The sequence below is a fragment of the Staphylococcus sp. HMSC62D11 genome, from assembly GCF_001839145.1.
GTDB lineage: Bacteria > Bacillota > Bacilli > Staphylococcales > Staphylococcaceae > Staphylococcus > Staphylococcus lugdunensis.
Genome location: NZ_KV840184.1, coordinates 174,305 through 197,224 on the forward strand (window position 1 = coordinate 174,305; position 22,920 = coordinate 197,224).

Annotated in this window: 19 protein-coding genes and 1 other RNA gene; 2 read left to right on the forward strand and 18 right to left on the reverse strand. The window is 33.8% G+C overall.

The window, feature by feature from the left end; all coding sequences use genetic code 11:
- From HMPREF3267_RS03800 to HMPREF3267_RS03810, 3 genes are all read right to left on the reverse strand, one after another.
- Positions 1-672 carry a tetratricopeptide repeat protein gene (locus HMPREF3267_RS03800; protein WP_062077698.1) on the reverse strand — a complete coding sequence of 224 codons (672 nt, stop codon included), beginning with the start codon at positions 670-672 and terminating at the stop codon, positions 1-3.
- 141 nt (positions 673-813) lie between these two features.
- The gene (gene mnmA, locus HMPREF3267_RS03805) at positions 814-1,926 is read right to left on the reverse strand and encodes a tRNA 2-thiouridine(34) synthase MnmA (protein WP_002458942.1); all 1,113 of its coding nucleotides are present in this window, start codon (positions 1,924-1,926) and stop codon (positions 814-816) included.
- Positions 1,926-3,068 (reverse strand): cysteine desulfurase family protein, encoded by a 1,143-nt coding sequence (locus HMPREF3267_RS03810; RefSeq protein ID WP_062077700.1) that lies wholly within the window; start codon positions 3,066-3,068, stop codon positions 1,926-1,928. The genes mnmA and HMPREF3267_RS03810 overlap by 1 nt, the downstream gene beginning before the upstream one ends.
- 229 nt (positions 3,069-3,297) lie before the next feature.
- Between HMPREF3267_RS03810 and HMPREF3267_RS03815 the strand changes: the two genes are divergently transcribed.
- On the forward strand, positions 3,298-4,299 hold the full coding sequence (locus HMPREF3267_RS03815; protein ID WP_002458940.1) for an LLM class flavin-dependent oxidoreductase: 1,002 nt from the start codon (positions 3,298-3,300) through the stop codon (positions 4,297-4,299).
- 201 nt (positions 4,300-4,500) lie between these two features.
- Here the strand turns inward: HMPREF3267_RS03815 and HMPREF3267_RS12435 are convergent, their stop codons facing one another.
- Together HMPREF3267_RS12435 and cymR are read right to left on the reverse strand one after the other, a co-directional pair.
- Positions 4,501-4,641: an SAS049 family protein gene (locus HMPREF3267_RS12435; RefSeq protein WP_002458939.1), complete on the reverse strand. Its 141-nt coding sequence runs from the start codon at positions 4,639-4,641 to the stop codon at positions 4,501-4,503.
- Between the two features lie 109 nt (positions 4,642-4,750).
- Positions 4,751-5,173 (reverse strand): cysteine metabolism transcriptional regulator CymR, encoded by a 423-nt coding sequence (cymR, locus tag HMPREF3267_RS03820; RefSeq protein ID WP_002458938.1) that lies wholly within the window; start codon positions 5,171-5,173, stop codon positions 4,751-4,753.
- Positions 5,174-5,256: 83 nt separating this feature from the next.
- On the opposite strand from cymR, the gene HMPREF3267_RS03825 reads away from it, so the two are divergent.
- Positions 5,257-6,525 (forward strand): replication-associated recombination protein A, encoded by a 1,269-nt coding sequence (locus HMPREF3267_RS03825; protein ID WP_002458937.1) that lies wholly within the window; start codon positions 5,257-5,259, stop codon positions 6,523-6,525.
- A 31-nt stretch (positions 6,526-6,556) separates the two neighbouring features.
- On the opposite strand, the gene HMPREF3267_RS03830 is transcribed toward HMPREF3267_RS03825, so the two are convergent.
- From HMPREF3267_RS03830 to queA, 13 genes are all read right to left on the reverse strand, one after another.
- Complete coding sequence (locus HMPREF3267_RS03830; protein WP_062077703.1) at positions 6,557-7,348, reverse strand: tRNA threonylcarbamoyladenosine dehydratase; 792 nt, start codon at positions 7,346-7,348, stop codon at positions 6,557-6,559.
- A gap of 87 nt (positions 7,349-7,435) precedes the next feature.
- A non-coding RNA gene (ssrS, locus tag HMPREF3267_RS03835) (6S RNA) lies at positions 7,436-7,626 on the reverse strand.
- Between the two features lie 109 nt (positions 7,627-7,735).
- Entirely contained in the window at positions 7,736-9,502 is a 1,767-nt protein-coding gene (gene aspS, locus HMPREF3267_RS03840; RefSeq protein ID WP_002458935.1) for an aspartate--tRNA ligase, read from the reverse strand.
- Positions 9,503-9,524: 22 nt separating this feature from the next.
- Positions 9,525-10,784 (reverse strand): histidine--tRNA ligase, encoded by a 1,260-nt coding sequence (gene hisS, locus HMPREF3267_RS03845; protein WP_062077705.1) that lies wholly within the window; start codon positions 10,782-10,784, stop codon positions 9,525-9,527.
- Positions 10,785-11,118: 334 nt separating this feature from the next.
- Positions 11,119-11,994: an N-acetylmuramoyl-L-alanine amidase gene (locus tag HMPREF3267_RS03850; protein ID WP_002458933.1), complete on the reverse strand. Its 876-nt coding sequence runs from the start codon at positions 11,992-11,994 to the stop codon at positions 11,119-11,121.
- Positions 11,991-12,443 (reverse strand): D-aminoacyl-tRNA deacylase, encoded by a 453-nt coding sequence (gene dtd, locus HMPREF3267_RS03855; protein WP_002458932.1) that lies wholly within the window; start codon positions 12,441-12,443, stop codon positions 11,991-11,993. Before dtd ends, HMPREF3267_RS03850 begins: the two co-directional genes overlap by 4 nt.
- Before the next feature lie 15 nt (positions 12,444-12,458).
- Positions 12,459-14,648 (reverse strand): RelA/SpoT family protein, encoded by a 2,190-nt coding sequence (locus HMPREF3267_RS03860; RefSeq protein WP_002478083.1) that lies wholly within the window; start codon positions 14,646-14,648, stop codon positions 12,459-12,461.
- 259 nt (positions 14,649-14,907) lie between these two features.
- The gene (locus HMPREF3267_RS03865) at positions 14,908-15,426 is read right to left on the reverse strand and encodes an adenine phosphoribosyltransferase (protein ID WP_002458930.1); all 519 of its coding nucleotides are present in this window, start codon (positions 15,424-15,426) and stop codon (positions 14,908-14,910) included.
- Between the two features lie 19 nt (positions 15,427-15,445).
- Positions 15,446-17,722: a single-stranded-DNA-specific exonuclease RecJ gene (gene recJ / locus HMPREF3267_RS03870; protein ID WP_062077706.1), complete on the reverse strand. Its 2,277-nt coding sequence runs from the start codon at positions 17,720-17,722 to the stop codon at positions 15,446-15,448.
- A 260-nt stretch (positions 17,723-17,982) separates the two neighbouring features.
- Positions 17,983-20,271 (reverse strand): protein translocase subunit SecDF, encoded by a 2,289-nt coding sequence (gene secDF / locus HMPREF3267_RS03875; RefSeq protein WP_002478081.1) that lies wholly within the window; start codon positions 20,269-20,271, stop codon positions 17,983-17,985.
- Positions 20,272-20,456: 185 nt separating this feature from the next.
- Positions 20,457-20,717 (reverse strand): preprotein translocase subunit YajC, encoded by a 261-nt coding sequence (gene yajC / locus HMPREF3267_RS03880; RefSeq protein WP_002458927.1) that lies wholly within the window; start codon positions 20,715-20,717, stop codon positions 20,457-20,459.
- Between the two features lie 18 nt (positions 20,718-20,735).
- Positions 20,736-21,875 carry a tRNA guanosine(34) transglycosylase Tgt gene (gene tgt / locus HMPREF3267_RS03885; RefSeq protein ID WP_002458926.1) on the reverse strand — a complete coding sequence of 380 codons (1,140 nt, stop codon included), beginning with the start codon at positions 21,873-21,875 and terminating at the stop codon, positions 20,736-20,738.
- 18 nt (positions 21,876-21,893) lie between these two features.
- Positions 21,894-22,919, reverse strand: a complete 1,026-nt coding sequence (queA, locus tag HMPREF3267_RS03890; RefSeq protein WP_062077710.1) for a tRNA preQ1(34) S-adenosylmethionine ribosyltransferase-isomerase QueA — start codon at positions 22,917-22,919, stop codon at positions 21,894-21,896.
- Position 22,920: the final 1 nt, after the last annotated feature.

Here is a 22,920-nt window from a genome sequence, read left to right on the forward strand (position 1 = left end):
TTAATCCTCCTTGTTCTTCATAGATAAAAAAGTGGCTTTTGCGTGCTGACTTAATAAATGTTTAGGATCAATGGCAATTGCCCGCTCAAAATACGAAATAGCTGTATCTATGTCTTCAGTCTTCATATATATCGCTAATCCTAAGTTGTATAATGCGTCAGTATGTGATGAGTCAAGTTGTAAGACGTATTTAAGTTGTTGAATAGCTTGTTCAAACATTTCTAATTGACATAATACAAGTCCGTATTGAAATTGAATTTCACTATCCCTATTTTCATCTTTTTCAGCTGCAGTCATTAAATATGGCAATGCTTCTTTAAATGCTTCTAATTGGTTGAATGCCATACCTATCATATAATTACAATCAACCATATCCATGTGATATTTTAATGATTTTTGATAGAGTTTGATGGCTTCATTGAAACGACCTTGATTATAATAAATATTTGCTAAATTATAATAAATTGCACCGTTTGTATCATCAATTGTTAATGCACGTTGAAAAAACTTTTCAGCCTGTACGATTTCTCCAATATCAGCCAGAATAATGCCAGCATTAATGTAATTTTCAATCACGTTTGGATTTTCTTCTATGTTATTAAATAATGCTTTCAGGGCTTTATCTCTCTGCCCTTTTTGTATGTATTGATATATTTGTTCTTGTTCAGTCACTAGAATACCTCATTTCATTCATCATTATATCATGTCCAAACTTTTAATAAATAAAAACAACCGCTTATTCTAAATAGCACTTGTGAATAAACGGTTGAATATCAACTCTAATTAACAACAGTAAAGTTTATTTAAAAGTAATTAAACGACATAGCTTAATTGCCCAGAAGTTTTGTAAACATCATCAATCGTTGCGCCACCTAAACAGATTTCACCATCATAGAATACAACTGATTGACCAGGAGTAATCGCTCGAACTGGTTCTTTAAAAGTCACTTTTATCGAGTGATCATCGACGCGTTCAACAGATACCTCCGTATCTTGTTGACGATATCTAAATTTAGCAGTGCAGTTAAATCCGCGTTCTAAATCTACTGGATTGACGAATGAATAATCTGATGCTATTAAATAATCACTATATAATGCATCGTGATGGAAACCTTGTTCAACGTATAAGACGTTGTCTACTAAATTTTTGCCAACAACAAACCAAGGATCACCATCTCCACCAATACCTAAACCATGACGTTGTCCTATCGTATAATACATCAAACCACTGTGCACGCCCATTTTTTTACCATCAAGTGTTCGCATATCGCCGGCTTGAGCAGGTAAATATTGTGATAGAAATGATTTGAAGTTTCTTTCACCAATAAAACAAATGCCTGTAGAATCTTTTTTCTTTGCTGTAGCTAGCCCTTGTTCTTCCGCTATTCGACGTACTTCTTTTTTCTCTATATCTCCAATAGGAAACATGACTTTGGATAATTGTTGCTGTGATAATTGATTTAAAAAATATGTTTGATCTTTATTATTGTCAACGCCACGTAGCATTTCAACGTGGCCGTCGTCATAACGTTTAAGGCGAGCATAATGACCAGTTGCTACATAATCAGCACCAAGTTTAAGTGCGTGTTCTAAAAAGGCCTTAAATTTTATTTCTTTATTACACATCACATCAGGATTTGGTGTACGTCCTTTTTTATATTCATCTAAAAAATAAGTAAATACTTTATTCCAATATTCTTCTTCAAAATTTACAGCATAATAAGGAATGCCAATTTGATTACATACAGCAATCACATCATTATAATCTTCTGTAGCTGTACATACGCCATTTTCATCAGTGTCATCCCAATTTTTCATGAAAATACCTATAACGTCATAACCTTGTTCTTTTAATAAATATGCGGTAACCGAGCTATCAACACCGCCTGACATGCCAACGACAACGCGAATATCTTTATTAGACACTATGATTCCTCCTTAAACTTATGATAAATTTTATGAATTTCCGCTACGATATATTTGATTTCATGTTCTGTAGTTAACTCGCTGAAACTAAATCTTATTGAATGTTTTGAACGTTCTTCATCCTCATACATGGCAGATAACACGTGAGATGGTTCGGTTGATCCTGCAGTACAAGCGGATCCTGACGAAACATAGATATTTGCTAAATCTAATAAAGTTAGCATCGTTTCAACATCTATAAATGGAAAATATAAATTTAAAATATGACCCGTTGTTTCTGTCATTGAACCATTTAACTCAAAAGGAATAGCACGTTCCTGTAAGCTAACTAAAAATAATTCTTTTAATTGCATTAATTTGACGTTATTTTCATTTAAAGCATTATTTGCTAATTCTAATGCTTTTGTAAAACCAACAATTTGTGGTACGTTTTCAGTTCCGGCACGACGTTTCATTTCTTGTTCTCCGCCTAATTGTGAAAATTGTATTGGCGTATTTTCTTTAACAAGCAGCACACCCACACCTTTTGGTCCGCCAAATTTATGGCCAGTAATACTCATTGTGTCGATTTTAAAATCATGAAAATTAATTTCTAAATGCCCAATTGCTTGGACAACATCAACATGTAACAATGCATTACTCTCAGCTACAATTGTTTCTATTTCATATATAGGTTGAACTGTTCCTACTTCATTGTTTACAAACATAATAGATACAAGAATGGTATCATCAGTAAGTGATTCTTCTAGCTGATCTAAATCAACTTGACCAGTATCATCTACATCTAAATATGTGACGTCATAGCCTTTACGCTCAAGTTGTTCAAAAACATGTAGTACAGAGTGATGTTCAATCTTTGTAGTTATAATATGATTACCGATATGCTCATTTGCATATACTAACCCCTTAATAGCAGTATTATTAGCTTCTGTTGCACCACTAGTAAAAATAATCTCATTTCGCTTAGCACCTAATAGTTCTGCTACTTTTTGGCGTGATTGATCTAAATATTTACGTGCATCACGTCCAACAGAATGTATAGATGATGGATTACCATAATGCTGTTTATATATATTCATCATTTCATCAATAACTTCAGGTCTAACTGGGGTCGTCGCCGCGTAATCTGCATATACTTCCATGTAATTTACACTCCTTGAGATAATATCAATGTTCCTATAATAGCACCAATGCTATTATTTTTCTATAGTTCTGTTTATGACTTTCACTTATTAGTTTAACATTTTAATTAATAGTAATGATACAGATAATATACTTACTGAATTCGTGTTAAATTGAGCATCTAAATATAAAAGTATTCTCACAATTGTTATACTTTATGCACTATTATCATAAGGGGTATATAAAGTTATGAAAAAGATAAAATATTCTGCATTAAATTTAGTACCTATTAGAGAAGGACAAAATGAAAATGATGCGCTTGCTGATATGGTTACACTTGCACAACAACTTGAAAAATTAAATTATGAACGTTATTGGATTGCGGAGCACCATAATGCGCCAAACTTAGTAAGTTCTGCTACTGCATTGCTAATACAACATACTTTAGAACATACGTCATATATGCGTATAGGTTCAGGTGGAATTATGTTACCTAATCACGCACCACTTATTGTTGCAGAACAGTTTGGTACGTTAGCCACGCTATATCCTAATCGCATTGACTTAGGATTAGGTCGTGCACCAGGTACAGATATGATGACAGCTAGTGCATTAAGAAGAGATCAACATAATGGTGTATATCAATTTCCTGATGAGGTAGAACAATTACAAAAATATTTTGGACCAGAAAATCAACAAGACTATGTTAGAGCCTACCCCGCTGTGAATAAGCAAGTACCATTGTATATATTAGGGTCTTCAACTGATTCTGCTCATTTAGCAGCACGCAAAGGCTTACCTTATGTTTTTGCAGGTCATTTTGCACCACAACAAATGAAAGATGCCATAGACATATATAAGGAATTATTTGAACCTTCTGATGTACTTAGTGAACCTTATGTCATAGTCTGTTTAAATGCTATTATTGCTGATAGTGATGAAGAAGCTCAATACTTGTCTACAACCCAAGCTCAAGTGATGATTAGTATTACCCGTGGACGTATGCAACCAGTCCAACCGCCAACAGATAATTTACAAAGTTTGCTAACACCTCGTGAGTACGAAATGGTTAAGCAACGGCAAAAATATTCACTTATTGGCTCAGAATTAAGTGTGAAGCAACAACTTGAAGATTTTATTCAGAAATATGGAGAAATTAATGAATTAATGGCGGTAAGTTATATTTATGATCAAGACAAACAACTTGATTCATATCGTCGTTTAAAACGAATTATTGAAGCTGACAAATGAGTAAAAGATTTATAACAGCAAATCAGTAGAAAATAGATAATTAAATAACTGCGAAAGGACTATCGTTTAAAGTTAATAAGTAGAATAGTAAGTTATAAAATTGAAGTATACGAAAAATAAGCTCAAAAATGAATTTGTTTAAATTCATCTTTGAGCTATATTTCTCTTCTATATGATTACTTTACCATGACACAACAAAGATTAATCTTTTTTATCTTCTTTATCTTTGTTGTCATTACCATCTGTAAATTCATTAATTTTATCTTTTGCTTTTTGTACCTGTTCATTATCACTATCTTTAAATTTGTTAGCTGCATCTTTTGCTTTATCCATGAAACCCATAAATAATATGCTCCTTTCAGATTTTAAATAATTTTAATATCTGTTATTTCGATGCTGTTATGATACATTTTCCCAGGTTAAGAACTAAATAAACATATTTTTTAGCTATTTAAATGTAAAACATGTAACCATCTAAATCGGCTTCAGTTTCAACATAATCAGCTAAGTATTTTAATGTTGTATTATCTAATACATCTCGTACCGCATCACGCATACGCAACCACAATTGTTTTTGTGCAGGTGGCTCGGATTCGATACTTTCAACAAATGTGATGGGCCCTTCAAGTAAGCGAATAATATCACCAGCAGTAATTTCTTCTGCTGGGACTCTAAGTTGATAGCCACCTTTAGCACCACGCACACTTCGAATTAAACCAGCATTTCTTAAAGGGCCTACTAATTGTTCAAGATATAAATCACTTAAACTGTTTTCAGCAGCGATTGATTTCAATGATACACAGCCTTGCCCTTCTTTTTTTGCAAGAGATATCATTAAAGTTAAACCGTATCTCCCTTTCGTTGATATTTTCATAACATTACCTCACTTAATTCGATATATATATTCCCATTCTATCATTTTTTAAGTTAATATAGAATTAGAAAGGATGAAAAATTGTGACTAATGAACCATTAGCTTCTCGAATGCGACCTAAAAATATAGATGAAATTATTTCTCAACAACACTTGGTTGGTCCAAGAGGTATTATACGCCGTATGGTAGAAACCAAACGTTTATCTTCGATGATTTTCTATGGACCTCCAGGTATTGGTAAAACAAGTATTGCTAAAGCTATTTCTGGTAGTACTGCATATAAATTCAGACAATTAAATGCTGTCACGAATACCAAAAAGGATATGCAGCTCGTTGTTGAAGAAGCCAAGATGTCAGGGCAAGTTATCTTATTATTAGACGAAATTCATCGATTAGATAAAGCTAAACAAGATTTCTTATTACCGCATTTAGAAAATGGCAAAATTGTACTTATTGGTGCAACAACTTCAAATCCATATCATGCGATTAATCCAGCAATACGTTCTAGAGCACAAATTTTCGAATTATATCCATTAAATGAAGAAGATATAAAAGTTGCGTTGATGCGAGCAATTGAAGATGATTCTAGAGGATTGGCCTCTTATCATCCTCATATTGATGAGGATGCAATTGAATATTTTTCTACGCAAAGCCAAGGAGATGTTAGAAGTGCGTTAAATGCGTTAGAACTCGCTGTCTTAAGTGCAGATGAAGACAATGGTGAGCGCCATGTAACGCTAACCGACGCTCAAGATTGTCTCCAAAAAGGTGCGTTTGTAAGTGATAAAGACGGGGATATGCACTATGATGTTATGAGCGCGTTTCAAAAATCTATTAGAGGCAGCGATGTTAATGCAGCGTTACATTATTTGGCAAGACTTATTGCAGCTGGTGATCTTCCTACGATTGTACGTCGCTTGCTTGTAATTAGTTACGAAGATATTGGTTTAGCTTCTCCGGGTGCTGGACAACGGACATTAGCAGCAATACAAGCGGCAGAACGCTTAGGCTTTCCAGAAGCACGTATTCCGTTGAGTCAAGCTGTTATTGAACTGTGTTTATCTCCTAAGTCAAATTCAGCGATAACGGCAGTGGATAGCGCTTTAAGCGATATTAATGCTGGAAATATCGGCCAAATACCTGATTACTTAAAGGATGGACATTATTCTGGTGCCAAAAAATTAGGCAGAGCAATTGGCTATAAATATCCCCATAATTATGACAATGGTTATGTTGCTCAACAATATTTACCCGATAAATTAAAAAACAGAGAGTATTATACCCCTAAAACAACTTCAAAAACTGAACAACAGTTTAAGGCTGTTTACGATAATTTAAAACAACAAAAATGATGGCGTTAATTCACTACGCCATCATTTTTGTTTAATGTTTATTATTACTTTGTGTACCTTTGTCCTTAATTCTTGTGATAGGAACATCTTTTAAAATATCATTGACTACATAACTTGTACAAATTAGGCCAACGACACTTGGTACAAAAGCATTTGAAGATGGTGGCATTTGACCTTTGCGGTTAATTGCATTCGCATCACCTACTGTTGCTTTTACATCTTCACGGATGACAATTGGACTTTCATCCGAGAAAACAACAGGAATGCCTTTTTTAATACCTAGCCTTCTAAGTTTATTTCTAATAATTTTAGCCATTGGATCCATGTATGTCTTAGATATATCTTCAATTTTAAAGCGCGTTGGATCTGTTTTATTTGCAGCTCCCATACTCGATATGACTTTGATTCCTCTCTCAAAGCACTCTCTCATTAAATGAACTTTATAAATAATTGTATCACTAGCATCGATAAAATAATCTATTTCATAGTTGTTAAATAAATCTTCATATGTTTCTTCAGTATAAAACATATGTAATGGTGTTACTTTACAGTCAGGGTTAATTAATTTAATTCTTTCTTCCATAAGCGTTACTTTACTTTGGCCTATGGTTGAAGTAAGCGCATGTATTTGTCGATTAACATTGGTTATGTCAACATCATCTTTGTCTATTAAAATAATGTGACCAATATTTGTCCTAGCTAATGCTTCGGCCGCAAATGAACCTACACCACCTATACCTAATACGACAACAGTTTTTTCTTTTAGTAAGGCTAAACCTTCTTTACCATATGCTAACTCATTTCTAGAAAATTGATGCTTCATATTTAACTCCTTATTCAAATCACTTTTAACAGTATTCTACCAAAAGCAAGACAAAATAAAATACGCAAGACAAAGTCTTGCGTACCGATAGAGTCCATAGGTGCCGTAGTTATCATAGCTTGATCATTCGGCCTGCTATATACAGGTGGGTGCCCTGTTTCTTGTTTTGCAAGTCCTCCAATTGAGGCGTGTGCGCTGCAAGAAAACCTATTAGGCTCCCTGATCAAAGAGTGTTAGGCCCAAATTAAAAAGCAAACTTACGTACACCACAGATGACTATCTTATGACTACATCATAGCACCATTATAGATAATTTGAAACTAAAACGATTCGATATGTTAAAAGTTACGCGCAATAAAGTTGTAAGATTGACATAAACATTCTTAATTAATGTCGAATTCTAAGTGATAATTCTTGTAATTGTTTATCAGACACGTCGCTAGGTGCATCGGTTAATAGACAAGTTGCTGATGCAGTTTTAGGGAATGCAATTGTATCTCTTAAGTTAGTTCGATTTGTCAATAACATAACTAATCTGTCCAAACCTAGAGCTATTCCACCATGTGGCGGTGCACCATATTTAAAGGCATCTAATAAGAAGCCGAACTGTTCTTGGGCTTGTTCTTTAGTAAATCCTAAAACTTCAAACATTTTTTCTTGTAAGTCACCATGATGAATTCTAATAGAACCACCACCTAATTCATAGCCATTTAATACAATATCATATGCATTGGCTTGCGCATTTTCAGGTTCAGAATCTAATTTTTTAATATCTTCTTCTTTTGGTGAAGTAAATGGATGGTGTGCTGCAACATATCTTTTTGCATCTTCGTCATATTCAAGTAATGGCCAATCAGTTACCCATAAGAAGTTTAGTTTTGTTTCATCAATTAGACCTAGCTCTTTTGCAAGTTTGATACGCAGTGCACCTAGGCTTTGTGCCACAACATTAGGTTTATCAGCCACAAACATAACCAAATCTCCTGGCTCTGCCCCCGTTAACTCAGTTAATGTCGCTACATTAGCATCTTCAAAGAATCGAGCAATAGGGCCACTTAACCCTTCCTCAACTACTTTGACCCAAGCTAATCCTTTAGCACCATATATATTAACAAATTCAGTTAATCCATCCATATCTTTACGTGTATAGTTGTCGGCTGCACCTTTGGCAACAATTGCTTTGACTTGACCGTTTTGATTAACTGTATCTTTAAATACCTTAAAGTCCATTTCTGTTCCAAGTTTCGACACATCAATTAATTCCATATCAAAACGAGTGTCAGGCTTATCAGAACCATAACGACTCATAGCTTCGTTGTATGTCATGCGTGGGAATGGCCCTTCAACATCAATACCTTTTACGTCTTTAACAACTTTTCGTAGCATTTCTTCGCCCATAGCCATTACATCTTCTTGGTCTACAAAGCTCATCTCAATATCGACTTGAGTAAATTCAGGTTGGCGATCAGCACGTAAGTCTTCATCGCGGAAACATTTAACAATTTGATAATATTTATCGAAACCACTAATCATTAATAATTGCTTAAATAGCTGTGGAGATTGTGGTAAAGCGTAAAATTCACCTTCGTGGACACGAGAAGGAACTAAATAGTCACGGGCACCTTCAGGAGTCGATTTTGTTAAAACGGGTGTTTCAATGTCGAAAAAGCCATTATTATCAAGATAGTGACGAATTGATTGCGTAATTTGATGTCTCATTTTAAATGTTTGTGCTAATTCGGTGCGTCTTAAATCTAGGTAGCGATATTTTAAACGTATATTTTCATCTACATTTTGATTTTCTTCGTTGATTGAAAATGGTGGTGTTTCAGATTTATTAATTACTTCAATATGAGAAACTTGAACCTCAACTTGTCCTGTTTTGATTTTAGGATTTATAGTTTCTGGATCACGTTTTGTTACTTGTCCCTGTACTTCAACTACATATTCTGAACGAACAGTTTCTGCAATATTAAGTGCTTCTTGTGAGAAAGCAGGGTTAAATACGATTTGAACAATACCCTCTCTATCTCTTAAGTCAATAAAAATTAAACCACCTAAATCACGGCGATTATGCACCCATCCTTTTAACGTTATTTTTTCTCCCAATAATTCTTCTGTTACAAGGCCACAGTATGTTGTTCTCTTAGTCATGTATCATGTTCCTTTCTCTTACTTATTTAAAATAACTTAATAAATTCTCAAATTTAACAGTTTCTGAATTGCCTGATTCCATATGTTTAACTTCTACAATTTGATTATCAAGTTCTTGGTCGCCAATAACAATTGTATAAGTTGCATTCAAACGATCAGCTTGTTTCATTTGACCCTTAATTTTACGATTTAAATAATCTTTATCAGCACTTATGCCATTTTTACGACAATCATTAAGTAATTTTACTGCAAAATGATTGGCTGCTTCTCCCATCGTAACAATAAATAAATCTAATGTTTCATTTTCAACGATGTCGATATTTTCTTCTTCTAGTGCCAATAATAAGCGTTCGATACTTAGTGCAAAGCCAATACCAGTTTGATTAGGACCGTCCAATAATTGCAATAAACCGTTATAACGACCGCCACCACATAAAGTTGTTATCGCGCCGTCATAATTAGGGTTATCCATCATTAATTCAAATGCCGTGTGGGTGTAGTAATCTAAGCCCCGCACAAGGTTTGAATCTTCAACATAAGGTATGTTTAAATCATCTAAATATTGTTTGACAGCTTCATAATATGCCTTAGATTCATCATTTAAATAGTCAGTAATCTTTGGTGCAGTTTTAATGGCTTTTTTATCACGGTCTACTTTACAATCTAATATTCTCATTGGATTCGTGTGTAAACGTGATTGACAATCAGAACAAAAATCATCAATAACTGGTTCAAAGTGTTTTACTAGCGCTTCATTGTATTCTTTTCTTGATTCTGCATCACCAATGCTATTAATTACTAATTTAAGATGCTTTAAACCAAAAGATTGGTATATTTGCATTACCATTGCTAGAACTTCAGCATCAATACTTGGATCTTCAGCACCTATTGCTTCGACACCAAATTGTGTAAATTGACGATAACGCCCCTTTTGTTTACGTTCGTATCTAAACATTGGTCCGTTATAATATAACTTAACTGGTTGATTAGGTAAGCCTTGCATTTTATTTTCGATATAAGATCTTACAACTGCTGCTGTACCTTCAGGACGCAATGTAATACTTCTATCACCTTTGTCTTTAAAAGTGTACATCTCTTTTTGTACTACATCAGTAGAGTCACCTACACCACGTGCAAATAAATCTGTACTTTCAAAAATAGGGGTTCTTATTTCTTGATAATTATATAATTTCATAAGTTGAGCTAATTTATTTTCAATATAGCGCCATTTAGCAGTTTCTTCTGGCAGTATATCTTGTGTACCACGAGGAATCTTAATCATATCATCACTCCTACTATTAATTTTTTCAAAAATTAAACGCCCCTTGTACAGTAAAAAACTATACAAGGGACGAATATCCGTGTTGCCACCCTAATTGATTGAAATATATCAGTTCAATCCACTCATTACGTGTAACGTACGCATGACGGCTTTACTTTCATAAAGCACCTGTTCTTGTGTTCAAAGACATTAATTACTCCGTATAATCTTACAGCCAAGGATTATATCTCTACGCAATGATTGCTACCTTTTCATTAATTCTTTCAAGAATATGACCGGTTTTGTTTATAAATTTCATATTTAATATTAACGATTTTTCGCTTAAATTGCAAGTTTATGAAGCAAAATATTGTTTTAGCCCATCGACAACACCTTCAAGTACAATATGACGATGATGTTGGTCTCTAATCATTGTTTCATCTGTAGGATTACTAATATAGCCAAGTTCTAAGAGCACTGCCGGTATTTTAGATTGTCGTAACACTTGATAATTTTCTTGTTTGGCACCTCTATTAGATAATAATGCCTTTTTTTGGATTGATGCATTTAGCGTTTCGGCTAACTTGCTTTGACTATCTTTATACCAATAAACTGTAGCGCCATTTGCCACAGAACTTTCAAGAGAATCGTTATGTATGCTCATAAATATATCACCTGATGCTTTACGGTCCTCAAGTTTTACGTATTCATCATCACTTCTGGTCATTTTAACATGTGCGCCTTCTTTTTCTAGTAAGGTCTTTAGTTCTAAGGCGCTTTTAAGTGTATAATTTTTTTCTAAGCTTTTTTTGTTTGTTCTACTTGAAGCTCCCTGATCACTACCACCATGACCAGGGTCAAGTACAATTGTTTTCCCTTTTAATGGTTCTTGACTTTGACTAACATCTTTCTTGATATTTAAGCTCGTATGCCAGCCTGCAATCCATCCTTTTTTAGTTTCTTGCCGATTCTGTACTTCAATCCATTTGCCTGTTTGATTAATCTTTGTAAAACCTTCGCCCTTATCTACCTTTTCGATAACGGGATATGCTGCGTTAGGACCGGTTCTTAATTCTGAGTTTTCAACTACAGTAATACGATCACTTTTTTGGTCGTTATGATTCAAAAATAAAAATAACAAGATTAAAAATAATACAAAGGAAATCAATGCAATCATAGTGGGCTTATTTTTTATTTTATATTTTGATAGCCAGGATTGTATTTTATTCATAAAATTTTGCCATCCTGACTTTCATATATAATTGTTACAGGTCCATCATTAATAATTTCTACTTCCATATCAGTACCAAATTCTCCAGTTTGAACATTAATACCATAATCATTTAACGCTTTATTAAATTTTTCATAAAGTTGATTTGCTTCATCCGGAGGCATCGAGTTTGAAAAGCCAGGACGATTTCCTTTTTTAACATCGGCGAATAAGGTAAATTGTGAAATCGACAAAATTTCACCTTCAACTTGTTGAAGATTTAAATTTAATTTTCCTGCATCATCTTCAAATAATCTTGCATTAACGATTTTCTTTGCCAAAGTTTCAATATCTTGTTCTGTAGATGATTTGCCAAAGCCTACTAACAAACAGTAGCCTTGTTTTATAGAATGGTGAATATTATTATTTTTGACACTTGCACGTTTTACACGTTGTAACACAATTCTCATAGATATGCGCCTCCATTAATTCCATACTCTAGTTACAGTATATACATCACCAAGGGATTTGATTTTATCGACTACTCGATATACTTCGTTTACATTTTTTACCATAACGCTTAAATTAATAATGGCATTTTTATCCACATCAGAACGTCCCGCTACCTTTATCAAGCTACCATTTGTTGAATTTACGGCTTGTAGCACTTCATTTAGCAAGCCATTTCTATCATAGGCATTTACTTCTAAATCAACTTGGTAACGCTGTGTAGCATCTTTTGATTTCACCCATTCTACGTGAATCAGACGCTCATGTTCATTTTTGATGTTTGGACAGTCTGTACGGTGGACTTTGATACCGTGGCCTTTTGTGATATAACCTACAATATCATCTCCTGGGATTGGATTACAGCATTTTGATAACTTTATAAGTACATTTTCAATTCCTTCGACATAAACGCCACTATCAGTAATAATGTCTTCTTTAATTGGTAATGTCTTAGTGACTTCTTGCGCTTGATTTAATGCCTTTTGCTTATCCAAAATACGTTGTTTTTCAGTCAATTTATTGACGATTTGAAGGGCAGTCACGCCACCAAAACCCACAGCCGCATATAAATCTTCTTCATTTGCAAAATTATATTTTTCATTAACAATTGCAATATTTTTTTCTGTTAAAATATCTTCTGTTCGAAATCCTTGTTCTTTAATTTCAGCTTCTACCATAAACTTACCTTTTTCAATGTTTGAAGAGCGATCTTGTTTTTTAAAGAAACTTTTGATTTTACTTTTAGCACTTGAAGATTTAACGATTTTAAGCCAATCACGACTAGGACCATATGAATGTTTACTTGTTCTTATTTCAATGATATCGCCGGTTTGTATTACATAATCGATGGGAACAATTTTGCCATTGGCTTTGGCACCTATCATTTTATTTCCAACTTCACTATGAATTGCATAAGCAAAATCAATTGGTACAGCGCCATATGGCAATTCGATAACATCGCTGGCAGGTGTAAATGCATAGACTTTGTCACTTTGTAAGTCGTACTTAAGTGATTCCATAAATTCTTGTGCATCATTAGAGGTATGATCCGCTTCAGCAAGCTCTTTTAACCAATTTAATTTATTTTGAAAATCCTGTGTTTTCTCGTCAACAGTCTTTCCTTCTTTATATGCCCAGTGTGCAGCAACACCGTGTTCTGCAATTTCATGCATTTCATAGGTTCGAATTTGTATTTCTAATGGATCTCCGTTAGGACCAACTACAGTAGTATGTAAAGATTGATACATGTTTTGTTTAGGCATTGCAATATAGTCTTTGAAACGCCCTGGCATTGGTTTCCATAAAGTATGAACGAGACCTAGAATGGCATAGCAATCATTAATTGAATTAACAATTACACGTATTGCTAATAAATCAAAGATTTGATCAAATTGTTTTTTTTGCTTCATCATTTTACGATAAATACTATATATGTGCTTTGGTCTACCGTTAATTTCGCCCTTAATTTTCATTTTTATCATTTCAGCATCAATCATATCAATAGCATTTTTAATATAAGCCTCACGTTCACTGCGTTTCTTTTTCATGAGATTGACAATGCGGAAATACTGAACACTATCAATATATCTTAAGGCCGTATCTTCAAGCTCCCATTTTATCGTATTAATCCCTAAACGATCTGCAAGAGGCGCGTAAATTTCAAGTGTTTCTTTAGATATTCTGATTTGTTTGTCTCTTGGCATCGCTTTTAATGTACGCATATTATGTAATCTGTCAGCTAATTTTACTAAAATAACTCGTACGTCTTTAGCTATGGCTATAAATAGTTTACGGTGATTTTCAGCTTGTTGTTCTTCTTTAGAACGGTATTTGACCTTTTTAAGTTTAGTTACACCATCAACAATACGTGCAATTTCTTCGTTGAACATCTCTTTGACATCATCAAACGTATAAGCGGTATCCTCTATGACATCATGTAAAAAACCAGCAACAATGGTTGGTCCATCTAGGCGCATTTCAGTTAAAATACCAGCTACTTGAATTGGGTGCATAATATATGGTAACCCATTTTTACGAAATTGCCCTTGGTGTGCTTCATATGCAAGGTGATAACTTTTCAGTACATACTGATAATCATCTGGAGATAAATATGATTTGGCTTTAAATAGAACTTCATCTGCACTATATGGATATTCGTTATTCACGATAAGCACCCCTACTTTTAAAAAATATAATATGTCGTTTCGCCCAACTGTTTCTAAATTTATGTATATACATTTCCATTCTACCAAAATTAGTAGATTGTGATAAAGTGGTTTAAATTTTTATAAATAATAGCTCTATTTTACTACATCATAAAAGATAAATAAATGGGAGTAGAGAAACAAAGTCAAATTTGTACTTTGTATTCTACTCCCATTAAAATATGGTTGAGCAAAGAATGCTCATAATAAACTTCTATGCTTATTCATCATATGAAATTAGACTCATCACGTCATAGTCTTTGATTTTCTCTATACCATTTAAATATTTTAATTCAATAATAAAAGCGATGCCAACAACAATTCCGCCTAACGCTTCGACAAGCTTTATTGCGGCTTCAATAGTTCCACCTGTAGCTAGCAAATCATCTGTAATTAGAACACGCTGTCCTGGTTTAATAGCATCTTTATGCATAGTCAATACATTTGTGCCATATTCTAAATCATATTCATAACGAATAACTTCACGTGGTAATTTACCTTCTTTTCTCACTGGTGCAAAACCTATACCCATTGAATAGGCAACAGGGCAACCAATAATAAATCCTCTTGCCTCAGGACCTACAACAATATCTACTTCTCTTTCTTTGGCATAAGTAACAATTTGGTCAGTTGCATAACCATATGCTTCTCCATTATCCATGATTGTTGTAATATCTTTAAAACTAACCCCTGCCTTAGGCCAATCTTGTACTTCTGATACATATTGCTTTAAATCCATCTTTGTTTCCTCCTAATAGTTAACCCATTTGCTCGATAATCCAATGTTTCAAATGCTGAAAATCATCATACAGCATTAATTTTTCAACTTCTATTCTTGCTTTTCTCGTTTGATAAACTTGACTTGCTTCTATATCCTGTTTATTAGGATTTTGATTTACTGATATTATACCATTGCTATCTATAATAAAGCCTAGTTCAAGAAAAACTTTTAACATAAATTTTAATGTGTTAGGCTGAATCCCCAAAAATTTCGATAATGCCATCCCATCGTTGACTAAATTTACTTTTTGTTTTGACATCAGTATTTTAAAGCAAGCTTTGAATGTTTTTTTATCAGGCATACCTTCGAAATAAATTGAATGTTGATGTTGTAAAACAACATATATTTGAGAAAATTGATGACCATTCATACTTTCTGATAAATGTGCTAATGAAAGGGGTAAATCACGTAATACGACACGATTTACATGTTCATCAATAGTTTCGCCATAATGATAATAATTATGATCTAATTTTTCTTTTTGTGGATGAATTAATATGGCTAATTGCTCGTCATGAAAATCGATTGATAGCTGTTTCCGTTTACTTCTATAATCCAAAATTTGCTGTTGATTGATAGCAATATCCTGAATGATAAATTGTGGTGATTGATTGCCATTCCATTCATTGATTTGTAACTGACCTATCATGTTAATTGGTTGGTTCAGCTCTAACTCATCGACTAAACTTCCGCTATTCCAATAAAGTGTAGCCAAATTAGAGTTACCAATTGTCATTTTTAAATGATTCTTATCTTTTCCAATCGCTTTCAATGAATTAACATTGACATCATCTAATTCAAATAATGGTTTATTAAAGTCGATTCCAAATGGTTTTAATCGCTCTATATCGTAAATGTTATTAACGGTAATCTCGTCTTCTGTAATTTTCACATCTATTTGTTTTTTCTGATCAAACGATGTCGTCTGAGCCAAATTTGCCATCCATGCATTTAGGCCTTCTCGCAATTCAGATATGTTTTCGATAGGCATTGTCATCCCAGCAGCCATATGATGGCCACCAAATTTAGATATTAAATTTTGATGGTCACTTAAGATTTCAAACATTGAAACTTGTTCAATGCTACGAGCTGATCCTTTTGCATAATGTTGTTCATCATCAATATTAAGAATGAGCGTTGGCAATCCATATGTTTCTACAATTCTAGACGCTACAATTCCCAACACACCTTCGTGCCAATTTTCTTTTGCTAACAGCAGAAATTGACGCCCTTTAGCCACTTCTTCTTTGGCAAGTAACAAAGCCTCTTCTGTAATTTTTGATACAATATCTTTTCGTTCGTTGTTAAAATGATTAACTTGCTCTGCTAAAAATGCTGCTTCTTCAGCATCTTCTGTCATAAGTAATTCAGCAGCTAATGATGCGTCTTCTAATCGTCCAACAGCATTTAATCTCGGGCCGATGATAAAGCCAATTGTTTCTTCATCAATGGGATCGTTATAGTTTGCTTCATTTAATAGTGCTGCAATTTGAATAGGCTGATAATCATTTAATATAGATAACCCCGTTTTTACAATGGTTCTATTCTCATCTGTTAACGATACTAAATCGGCAATGGTTCCTATTGAAGCAAGAGCAATATAATATGGCGGTACATTATTTTTTAGTAGCGCTTGCGAAACCTTATAAGCGACCCCTGCACCACAAAGGTTCGGACATGGATAGTCGAATTCTGGGTGCATGGGGTGAACAATCGCAAAAGCATCTGGTAAAGTGATTCCCATTTCGTGATGATCTGTAACAATAACATCTACGCCTAATTCTTGAATCATTTCAATTTCACGATGTCCTTGAATACCATTATCAACTGTAATGATAAGTGAAACACCTTCATCATAAGCATTTTTAAACGCTAACTCATTCGGACCATAACCTTCAGAAAAACGATTTGGAATATACCAACCTACTTCTGCTCCTAAAGATTGAAGCGTTTTTACCATAATCGTTGTTGATGTCACACCATCTGCGTCATAATCACCATAGATTAAAATGCGCTCGTGTTTATCAATTGCCAAATTAATGCGTTCTATGGCTTTGGTCATATCACTTAATAGCCATGGCTCATGCAATTGTTGTTGCCCATTCAATAATCCTTCAATATCTTTTTCATTTACGATATGTTTACTTTCTAACACTTTTTTTATAATTGGAGAAAGTTTATATTTCTTTGCTATTTGTTCATCTATATATTGAGTTGGTTCATTGTGATTCCAAGTATATTTTGATTTAATCATTAGCCTTCCTCATTTCCAAAAGCCATTATATCGAAAATCTGCTTAAATAAAAAGCTTCAACATATATTTTTTTAAGTTTTATGATGTTTGTAAAAATCTTCTTTGTAGAAGTACTATCGTTTTTTTATAAAGTTAGTAGAAAGCGTAAAGAAAATCATAATTTTGCCAAGCATTTTAAAAAATCTGTTGTTCTTAAGTAATATAGCAATAAAAAACATCATCGAACCACTAATTAGATGATTCGATGATGTTTCAGTTGATTAAACTAGAATTTTTTCGTCATTTGATTTTTTCTCTTTATAGACAACCAACTTACCTTTATCAGATTTTTTCAATTGTCGTTTTTTCATAATACCCCAAAGCGGTACAGCAATAAAGATTGAAGAGAATACACCAGAAATTAATCCTACAAGTAAAGCTAACGAGAAATTAAAGATACTTGGTGCACCGAATAGTAATATGGCAACTACAACAACTATGACGGTAAGCACAGTATTGATTGAGCGTGTCATTGTTTGTCGAATTGATCGGTTAACGATATCGTCAATTTGTTCTGGCGACGTAATTACTTTTAGCTTATGCAAGTTTTCACGTACGCGGTCAAACGTTACAATCGTATCGTTGATGGAATAACCAATGATTGTTAATACAGCAGCTATAAACGTGATATCTACTTCAATACGGAATAAACTAAAGACTGCCACAATCATAAAGGCATCATGCAATAATGCGAGTACTGAGGACAATCCCATTCGCCATTCAAAACGCAATGATACATAAATGATAATACCGATTGAAGCATATATTAAAGCCTTCAAAGCATTTTTAGCTAACTCTTGACCTATGACAGGTGACACTGTATTTACAGAAGGACTATGTCCAAATTCATTTTTAAATTTATCATTTAATTTGGCAATGTCTTTTTTAGCTAAATCATGTTTAAACATAATAGTTGCTTGCTTTTTACCATCACCATTAATTTGTATTTCATCGGCTTTTAAGCCAACATCTTTCATTGTCTTCTCAACTTTAGCTTGTGATAGTGAATGATTCGATTCAACATCAACACGAGAACCACTTGAGAAGTCAATACCTAAATTCAGTTTGAAAATACTTAGAATAACAATACCAACGATTAAGATAAGAATACTCAAACCAATTAACGGTTTGGCTAGTTTTACAAAGTTCCATCTTTCGAAAGATGTTTTCAAATCGTGAACATCTTTACCTTCATTGATATCATGACGTTGTTTTTTCTTAACACCAAATAACCAGAATTTTTTCTTGAAGTAATTAGATGATACCAGTAATGATAATAGCCCTCTAGAAAGGAAGACTGCAGTTACAAAAATCATTAATATCCCTAATAACAGCATTGTCGCAAAACCTTTAACCGAACTTTCACCAAAGAAGAATAATACAGCGGCTGCAATAACTGTTGTTAAGTTTGAATCAAAAATGGTAAGGAACGAACTTCGATTTGCTTTAGTATAAGCTTGCTTAAGCGTTCGACCAATTCGCAATTCATCTTTTATTCGCTCGTACATAATGATATTGGCATCCACTGCCATACCTACGCCTAAAACAAGCGCAGCTAGACCAGGTAATGTTAATACACCAGAAATGAAATTAAATGCGACAAGTGTTAAATAAATATATGTCGTTAATGCGATAATTGCTACAAAACCTGGTAATCTATAGAAACCAACCATAAATAGATAAATAACAGCAATACCTATAAATGAGGCAAAAATAGTTTTATCTAATGCATCTTGCCCGAATTGTGCACCAACTGATGTAGATGTCAACTCGTCAAGTTTAACTGGTAATGAACCAGCATTGAGCAATTCTGAAATTTGTTTAGCTTTTTTAACCCCTTCTTGGCCATGGAAACCACCAGATATTTCAACACTATCAGAATTAATTGGTTGATTTACAGAAGCAGCTGACACATATTTTCTATCATTTTCATTCTTTTTCTGAAGTTCTTTGTGATAACTATCTCCTTTTTCATAATCAAGCCATACAACCATCATATTTTCTTTTTTCTTAGAGATTTCTTCAGTTACCTTTTTAAACTTATCACGATCTTTTAATTTAAATGTAACGGTAGGTTCATTAGTTTGTTGTTTAAATTCTTGTTTTGCTGAACCTTGTACGATATCTTTTCCTGTCAGTTTAACATTATCATTCGCATCCCGAATTGTTAAATTAGCTTGGGAAGATAATACGTCACGAGCTTGGTTTTGATTTTTAACGCCTGCAAGTTGAACTCTAATTCTGTCTGGATCTTCAACTTGAATTCGTGGTTCTGATACCCCCAGCACATTGACACGATTTTCTAAAGTTTGAGCCGTTGATTGAAGCGCTTTTTTATCAATTTTATCGCCTTTTTGCAATGGCTTAACTTGATAAAGGACTTCGAAACCACCTTGTAAATCTAAACCAAGGTTAACATTTTTAATTACATTCTTATATGTAAGCCCCATTCCTGCAAAGAGGAGGACAATAAGTAATATAAATGCAACTATTCTACTACCTTTTTTCACATAAACACCTCATTATTTACTTATGTATCTAGAATAATCCAAACAAACGATAGCTCGCAAGTTAAAAATGGACCTTATAGACATATATAGACTTATATATATTAACATATTCAACTATAATGTGAAAATTTCTTCTTCATTCATAAAAAAACCAAGAAACACAAATGCTTCTTGGCTCACAGTGATTAAGATGGATCTACTTGTTTAATTGCAGGTTTTTCAAAAGTCATTTCAGTGCCATGACCATTAACAGTGATAACAACTGTTGTTTCATCAACAGCTTTAACTGTTCCTTTCAAACCGCCAATTGTTGTGATTTTTTGACCTGCTTCAACTCTATTAACCATTTCACGGTGCTCTTTAGCACGTTTTTGTTGTGGACGAATAATTAAAAAGTAGAATACAAGTAAAAAAAGTACTGGTATTAAAATTGCTGTTAAATTCATTCTGTACTTACTCCTTATTTAAAAATTTTTAGGGTTTTCAACATTAAGTCCATATTGTTCAAAGAACGCTTCTTTAAAATCTAAAAGTCTATCTTCTCTTATGGCCTGTCTAATATCTTCCATTAATTTTAGCAGAAAATGAAGATTATGAATAGTAGTAAGACGAATACCAAACGTTTCCTCTGCTTTAATTAAATGTCTGATATACGCTCTGGAATAATTTTTACATGTGTAGCAATCACAATTTTCATCTAGTGGACGGAAATCATTAGCAAATTGTGCATTTTTAATTACAAGACGTCCAATTGATGTCATACAAGTGCCATTTCGTGCAATACGTGTAGGTAGTACACAGTCGAACATATCCATGCCTCTTATACTACACTCAATCAAGGCATCTGGTGAGCCTACGCCCATCAAATATCTAGGTTTATCTTTTGGCATAAACTGTTCTGTATGTTTCACCATATCATACATGACAGGTTTGGGTTCGCCTACAGATAAACCACCAATCGCATATCCAGGAAAATCTAATGCGACAAGTTCTTTAGCGCTTTGTTCACGTAAATCTTTATACTCTCCACCTTGAATAATGCCAAATAATGCTTGATCATCAGGTCGTTTATGTGCTTTTAAACAACGTTCTGCCCACCGAGAAGTTCGTTCAATTGAATCTTTTACGTATTTATATTCTGAAGGCATCGGTGGACATTCATCAAAGGCCATCATAATGTCAGACCCTAAATCATTTTGAATTTCCATGGATTTTTCCGGACTTAAAAAGAGTTTCGAGCCATTCGTATGATGTCGAAACTCAACACCTTCTTCTGAAATCTTACGTAAATTACTTAAACTAAAAACTTGAAAGCCACCTGAATCAGTTAAGATAGGACCATTCCAATTCATGAACTTATGTAAGCCCCCAGCCTGTTTGATAATATCATTTCCAGGTTGTAACCACAAATGATAGGTATTACCTAATATAATTTTAGCTTCTATATCTGTTAATTCTTCAGGACTCATAGTTTTAACTGTCGCCTTTGTCCCCACAGGCATAAACATTGGTGTTTCAAACGAGCCATGTGGCGTGTGAACAATTCCTAAACGCGCGCCAGATTGTTTACAAGTCTTGATATGTTCATATGTTACTGCTGGCATAATTAAACCTCACATTCCTTAAATAATTAACATTGCATCACCAAAACTAAAGAATCGATATTCTAATTCTACAGCTTTACGGTATGCCGTTAAGATAAATTGTCTACTACTAAATGCTGACACAAGCATGACTAATGTTGACTTAGGCAGATGAAAGTTAGTAATAAGTGCGTCAATGGCTTTAAACTCAAAACCAGGATAAATAAATATATCTGTCCATCCACTCGTAGCAATGAATTGTGAATGATCTCGACGAATCGTTTCTAAAGTTCGTGTCGACGTTGTACCTACTGCAATGATTCGATGACCTTGTAACTTTGTATTGTTCAATAACTTTGCTGTATTTTCGGTCATTTGGTAATATTCGCTATGCATCTCATGTTCATTGATATTTTCTACACTCACGGGCCTAAATGTTCCTAAACCAACATGCAGTGTGATAAAAGCTATATTAACACCTTTAGCTTTAATATCTTTCAATAAATTATCAGTGAAATGTAGTCCAGCAGTGGGCGCAGCGGCTGAACCATTCTCTTTAGCATAAACAGTTTGATATCGATCTGGATCGTCTAAACGCGCTTTTATATATGGTGGTAAAGGCATTTCACCTAACTCGTCTAGCCTTTCCTGCAATATTCCTTCATAATGCAATCGCATGATTCTGCCACCTTGGTCTAATTCTTTAATACATTCTGCTATTATTTTCCCTTCACCAAACGACAGTTGGTTACCTACTTTGATTCTTTTGGCTGGTTTAAGTAAAACTTCCCAATCGTTATTTTCGATTTGAGTTAGCATTAACATTTCTACTTTAGCACCCGTCTCTTCTTTAACTCCGAATAAACGTGCAGGCATCACGCGTGTATCATTCAGAACTAAAGTATCTCCAGGATTCAAATAATTAATGACATCTTTAAAATATTGGTGTTTCATATCGCCTGTTTCTTTATTTAATACTAATAGGCGACTTTGATCTCTATTTTTTAAAGGTGTTTGTGCAATTAAAGATTCTGGTAAATGATAGTCAAAATCCTCAATATTCAAA

What these genes read in the sequence shown, in the direction of transcription:
- yajC (WP_002458927.1), bottom strand. Translation starts at nt 20,717, where the DNA reads ATGAATTTAACAGCAATTTTAATACCAGTACTTTTTTTACTTGTATTC.
- HMPREF3267_RS03850 (WP_002458933.1), bottom strand. Translation starts at nt 11,994, where the DNA reads ATGAATAAAATACAATCCTGGCTATCAAAATATAAAATAAAAAATAAG.
- dtd (WP_002458932.1), bottom strand. Translation starts at nt 12,443, where the DNA reads ATGAGAATTGTGTTACAACGTGTAAAACGTGCAAGTGTCAAAAATAAT.
- HMPREF3267_RS03865 (WP_002458930.1), bottom strand. Translation starts at nt 15,426, where the DNA reads ATGGATTTAAAGCAATATGTATCAGAAGTACAAGATTGGCCTAAGGCA.
- HMPREF3267_RS12435 (WP_002458939.1), bottom strand. Translation starts at nt 4,641, where the DNA reads ATGGGTTTCATGGATAAAGCAAAAGATGCAGCTAACAAATTTAAAGAT.
- HMPREF3267_RS03810 (WP_062077700.1), bottom strand. Translation starts at nt 3,068, where the DNA reads ATGGAAGTATATGCAGATTACGCGGCGACGACCCCAGTTAGACCTGAA.
- recJ (WP_062077706.1), bottom strand. Translation starts at nt 17,722, where the DNA reads ATGATTAAATCAAAATATACTTGGAATCACAATGAACCAACTCAATAT.
- HMPREF3267_RS03815 (WP_002458940.1), top strand. Translation starts at nt 3,298, where the DNA reads ATGAAAAAGATAAAATATTCTGCATTAAATTTAGTACCTATTAGAGAA.
- cymR (WP_002458938.1), bottom strand. Translation starts at nt 5,173, where the DNA reads ATGAAAATATCAACGAAAGGGAGATACGGTTTAACTTTAATGATATCT.
- hisS (WP_062077705.1), bottom strand. Translation starts at nt 10,784, where the DNA reads ATGATTAAGATTCCTCGTGGTACACAAGATATACTGCCAGAAGAAACT.
- HMPREF3267_RS03830 (WP_062077703.1), bottom strand. Translation starts at nt 7,348, where the DNA reads ATGAAGCATCAATTTTCTAGAAATGAGTTAGCATATGGTAAAGAAGGT.
- aspS (WP_002458935.1), bottom strand. Translation starts at nt 9,502, where the DNA reads ATGACTAAGAGAACAACATACTGTGGCCTTGTAACAGAAGAATTATTG.
- tgt (WP_002458926.1), bottom strand. Translation starts at nt 21,875, where the DNA reads ATGCCAGCAGTAACATATGAACATATCAAGACTTGTAAACAATCTGGC.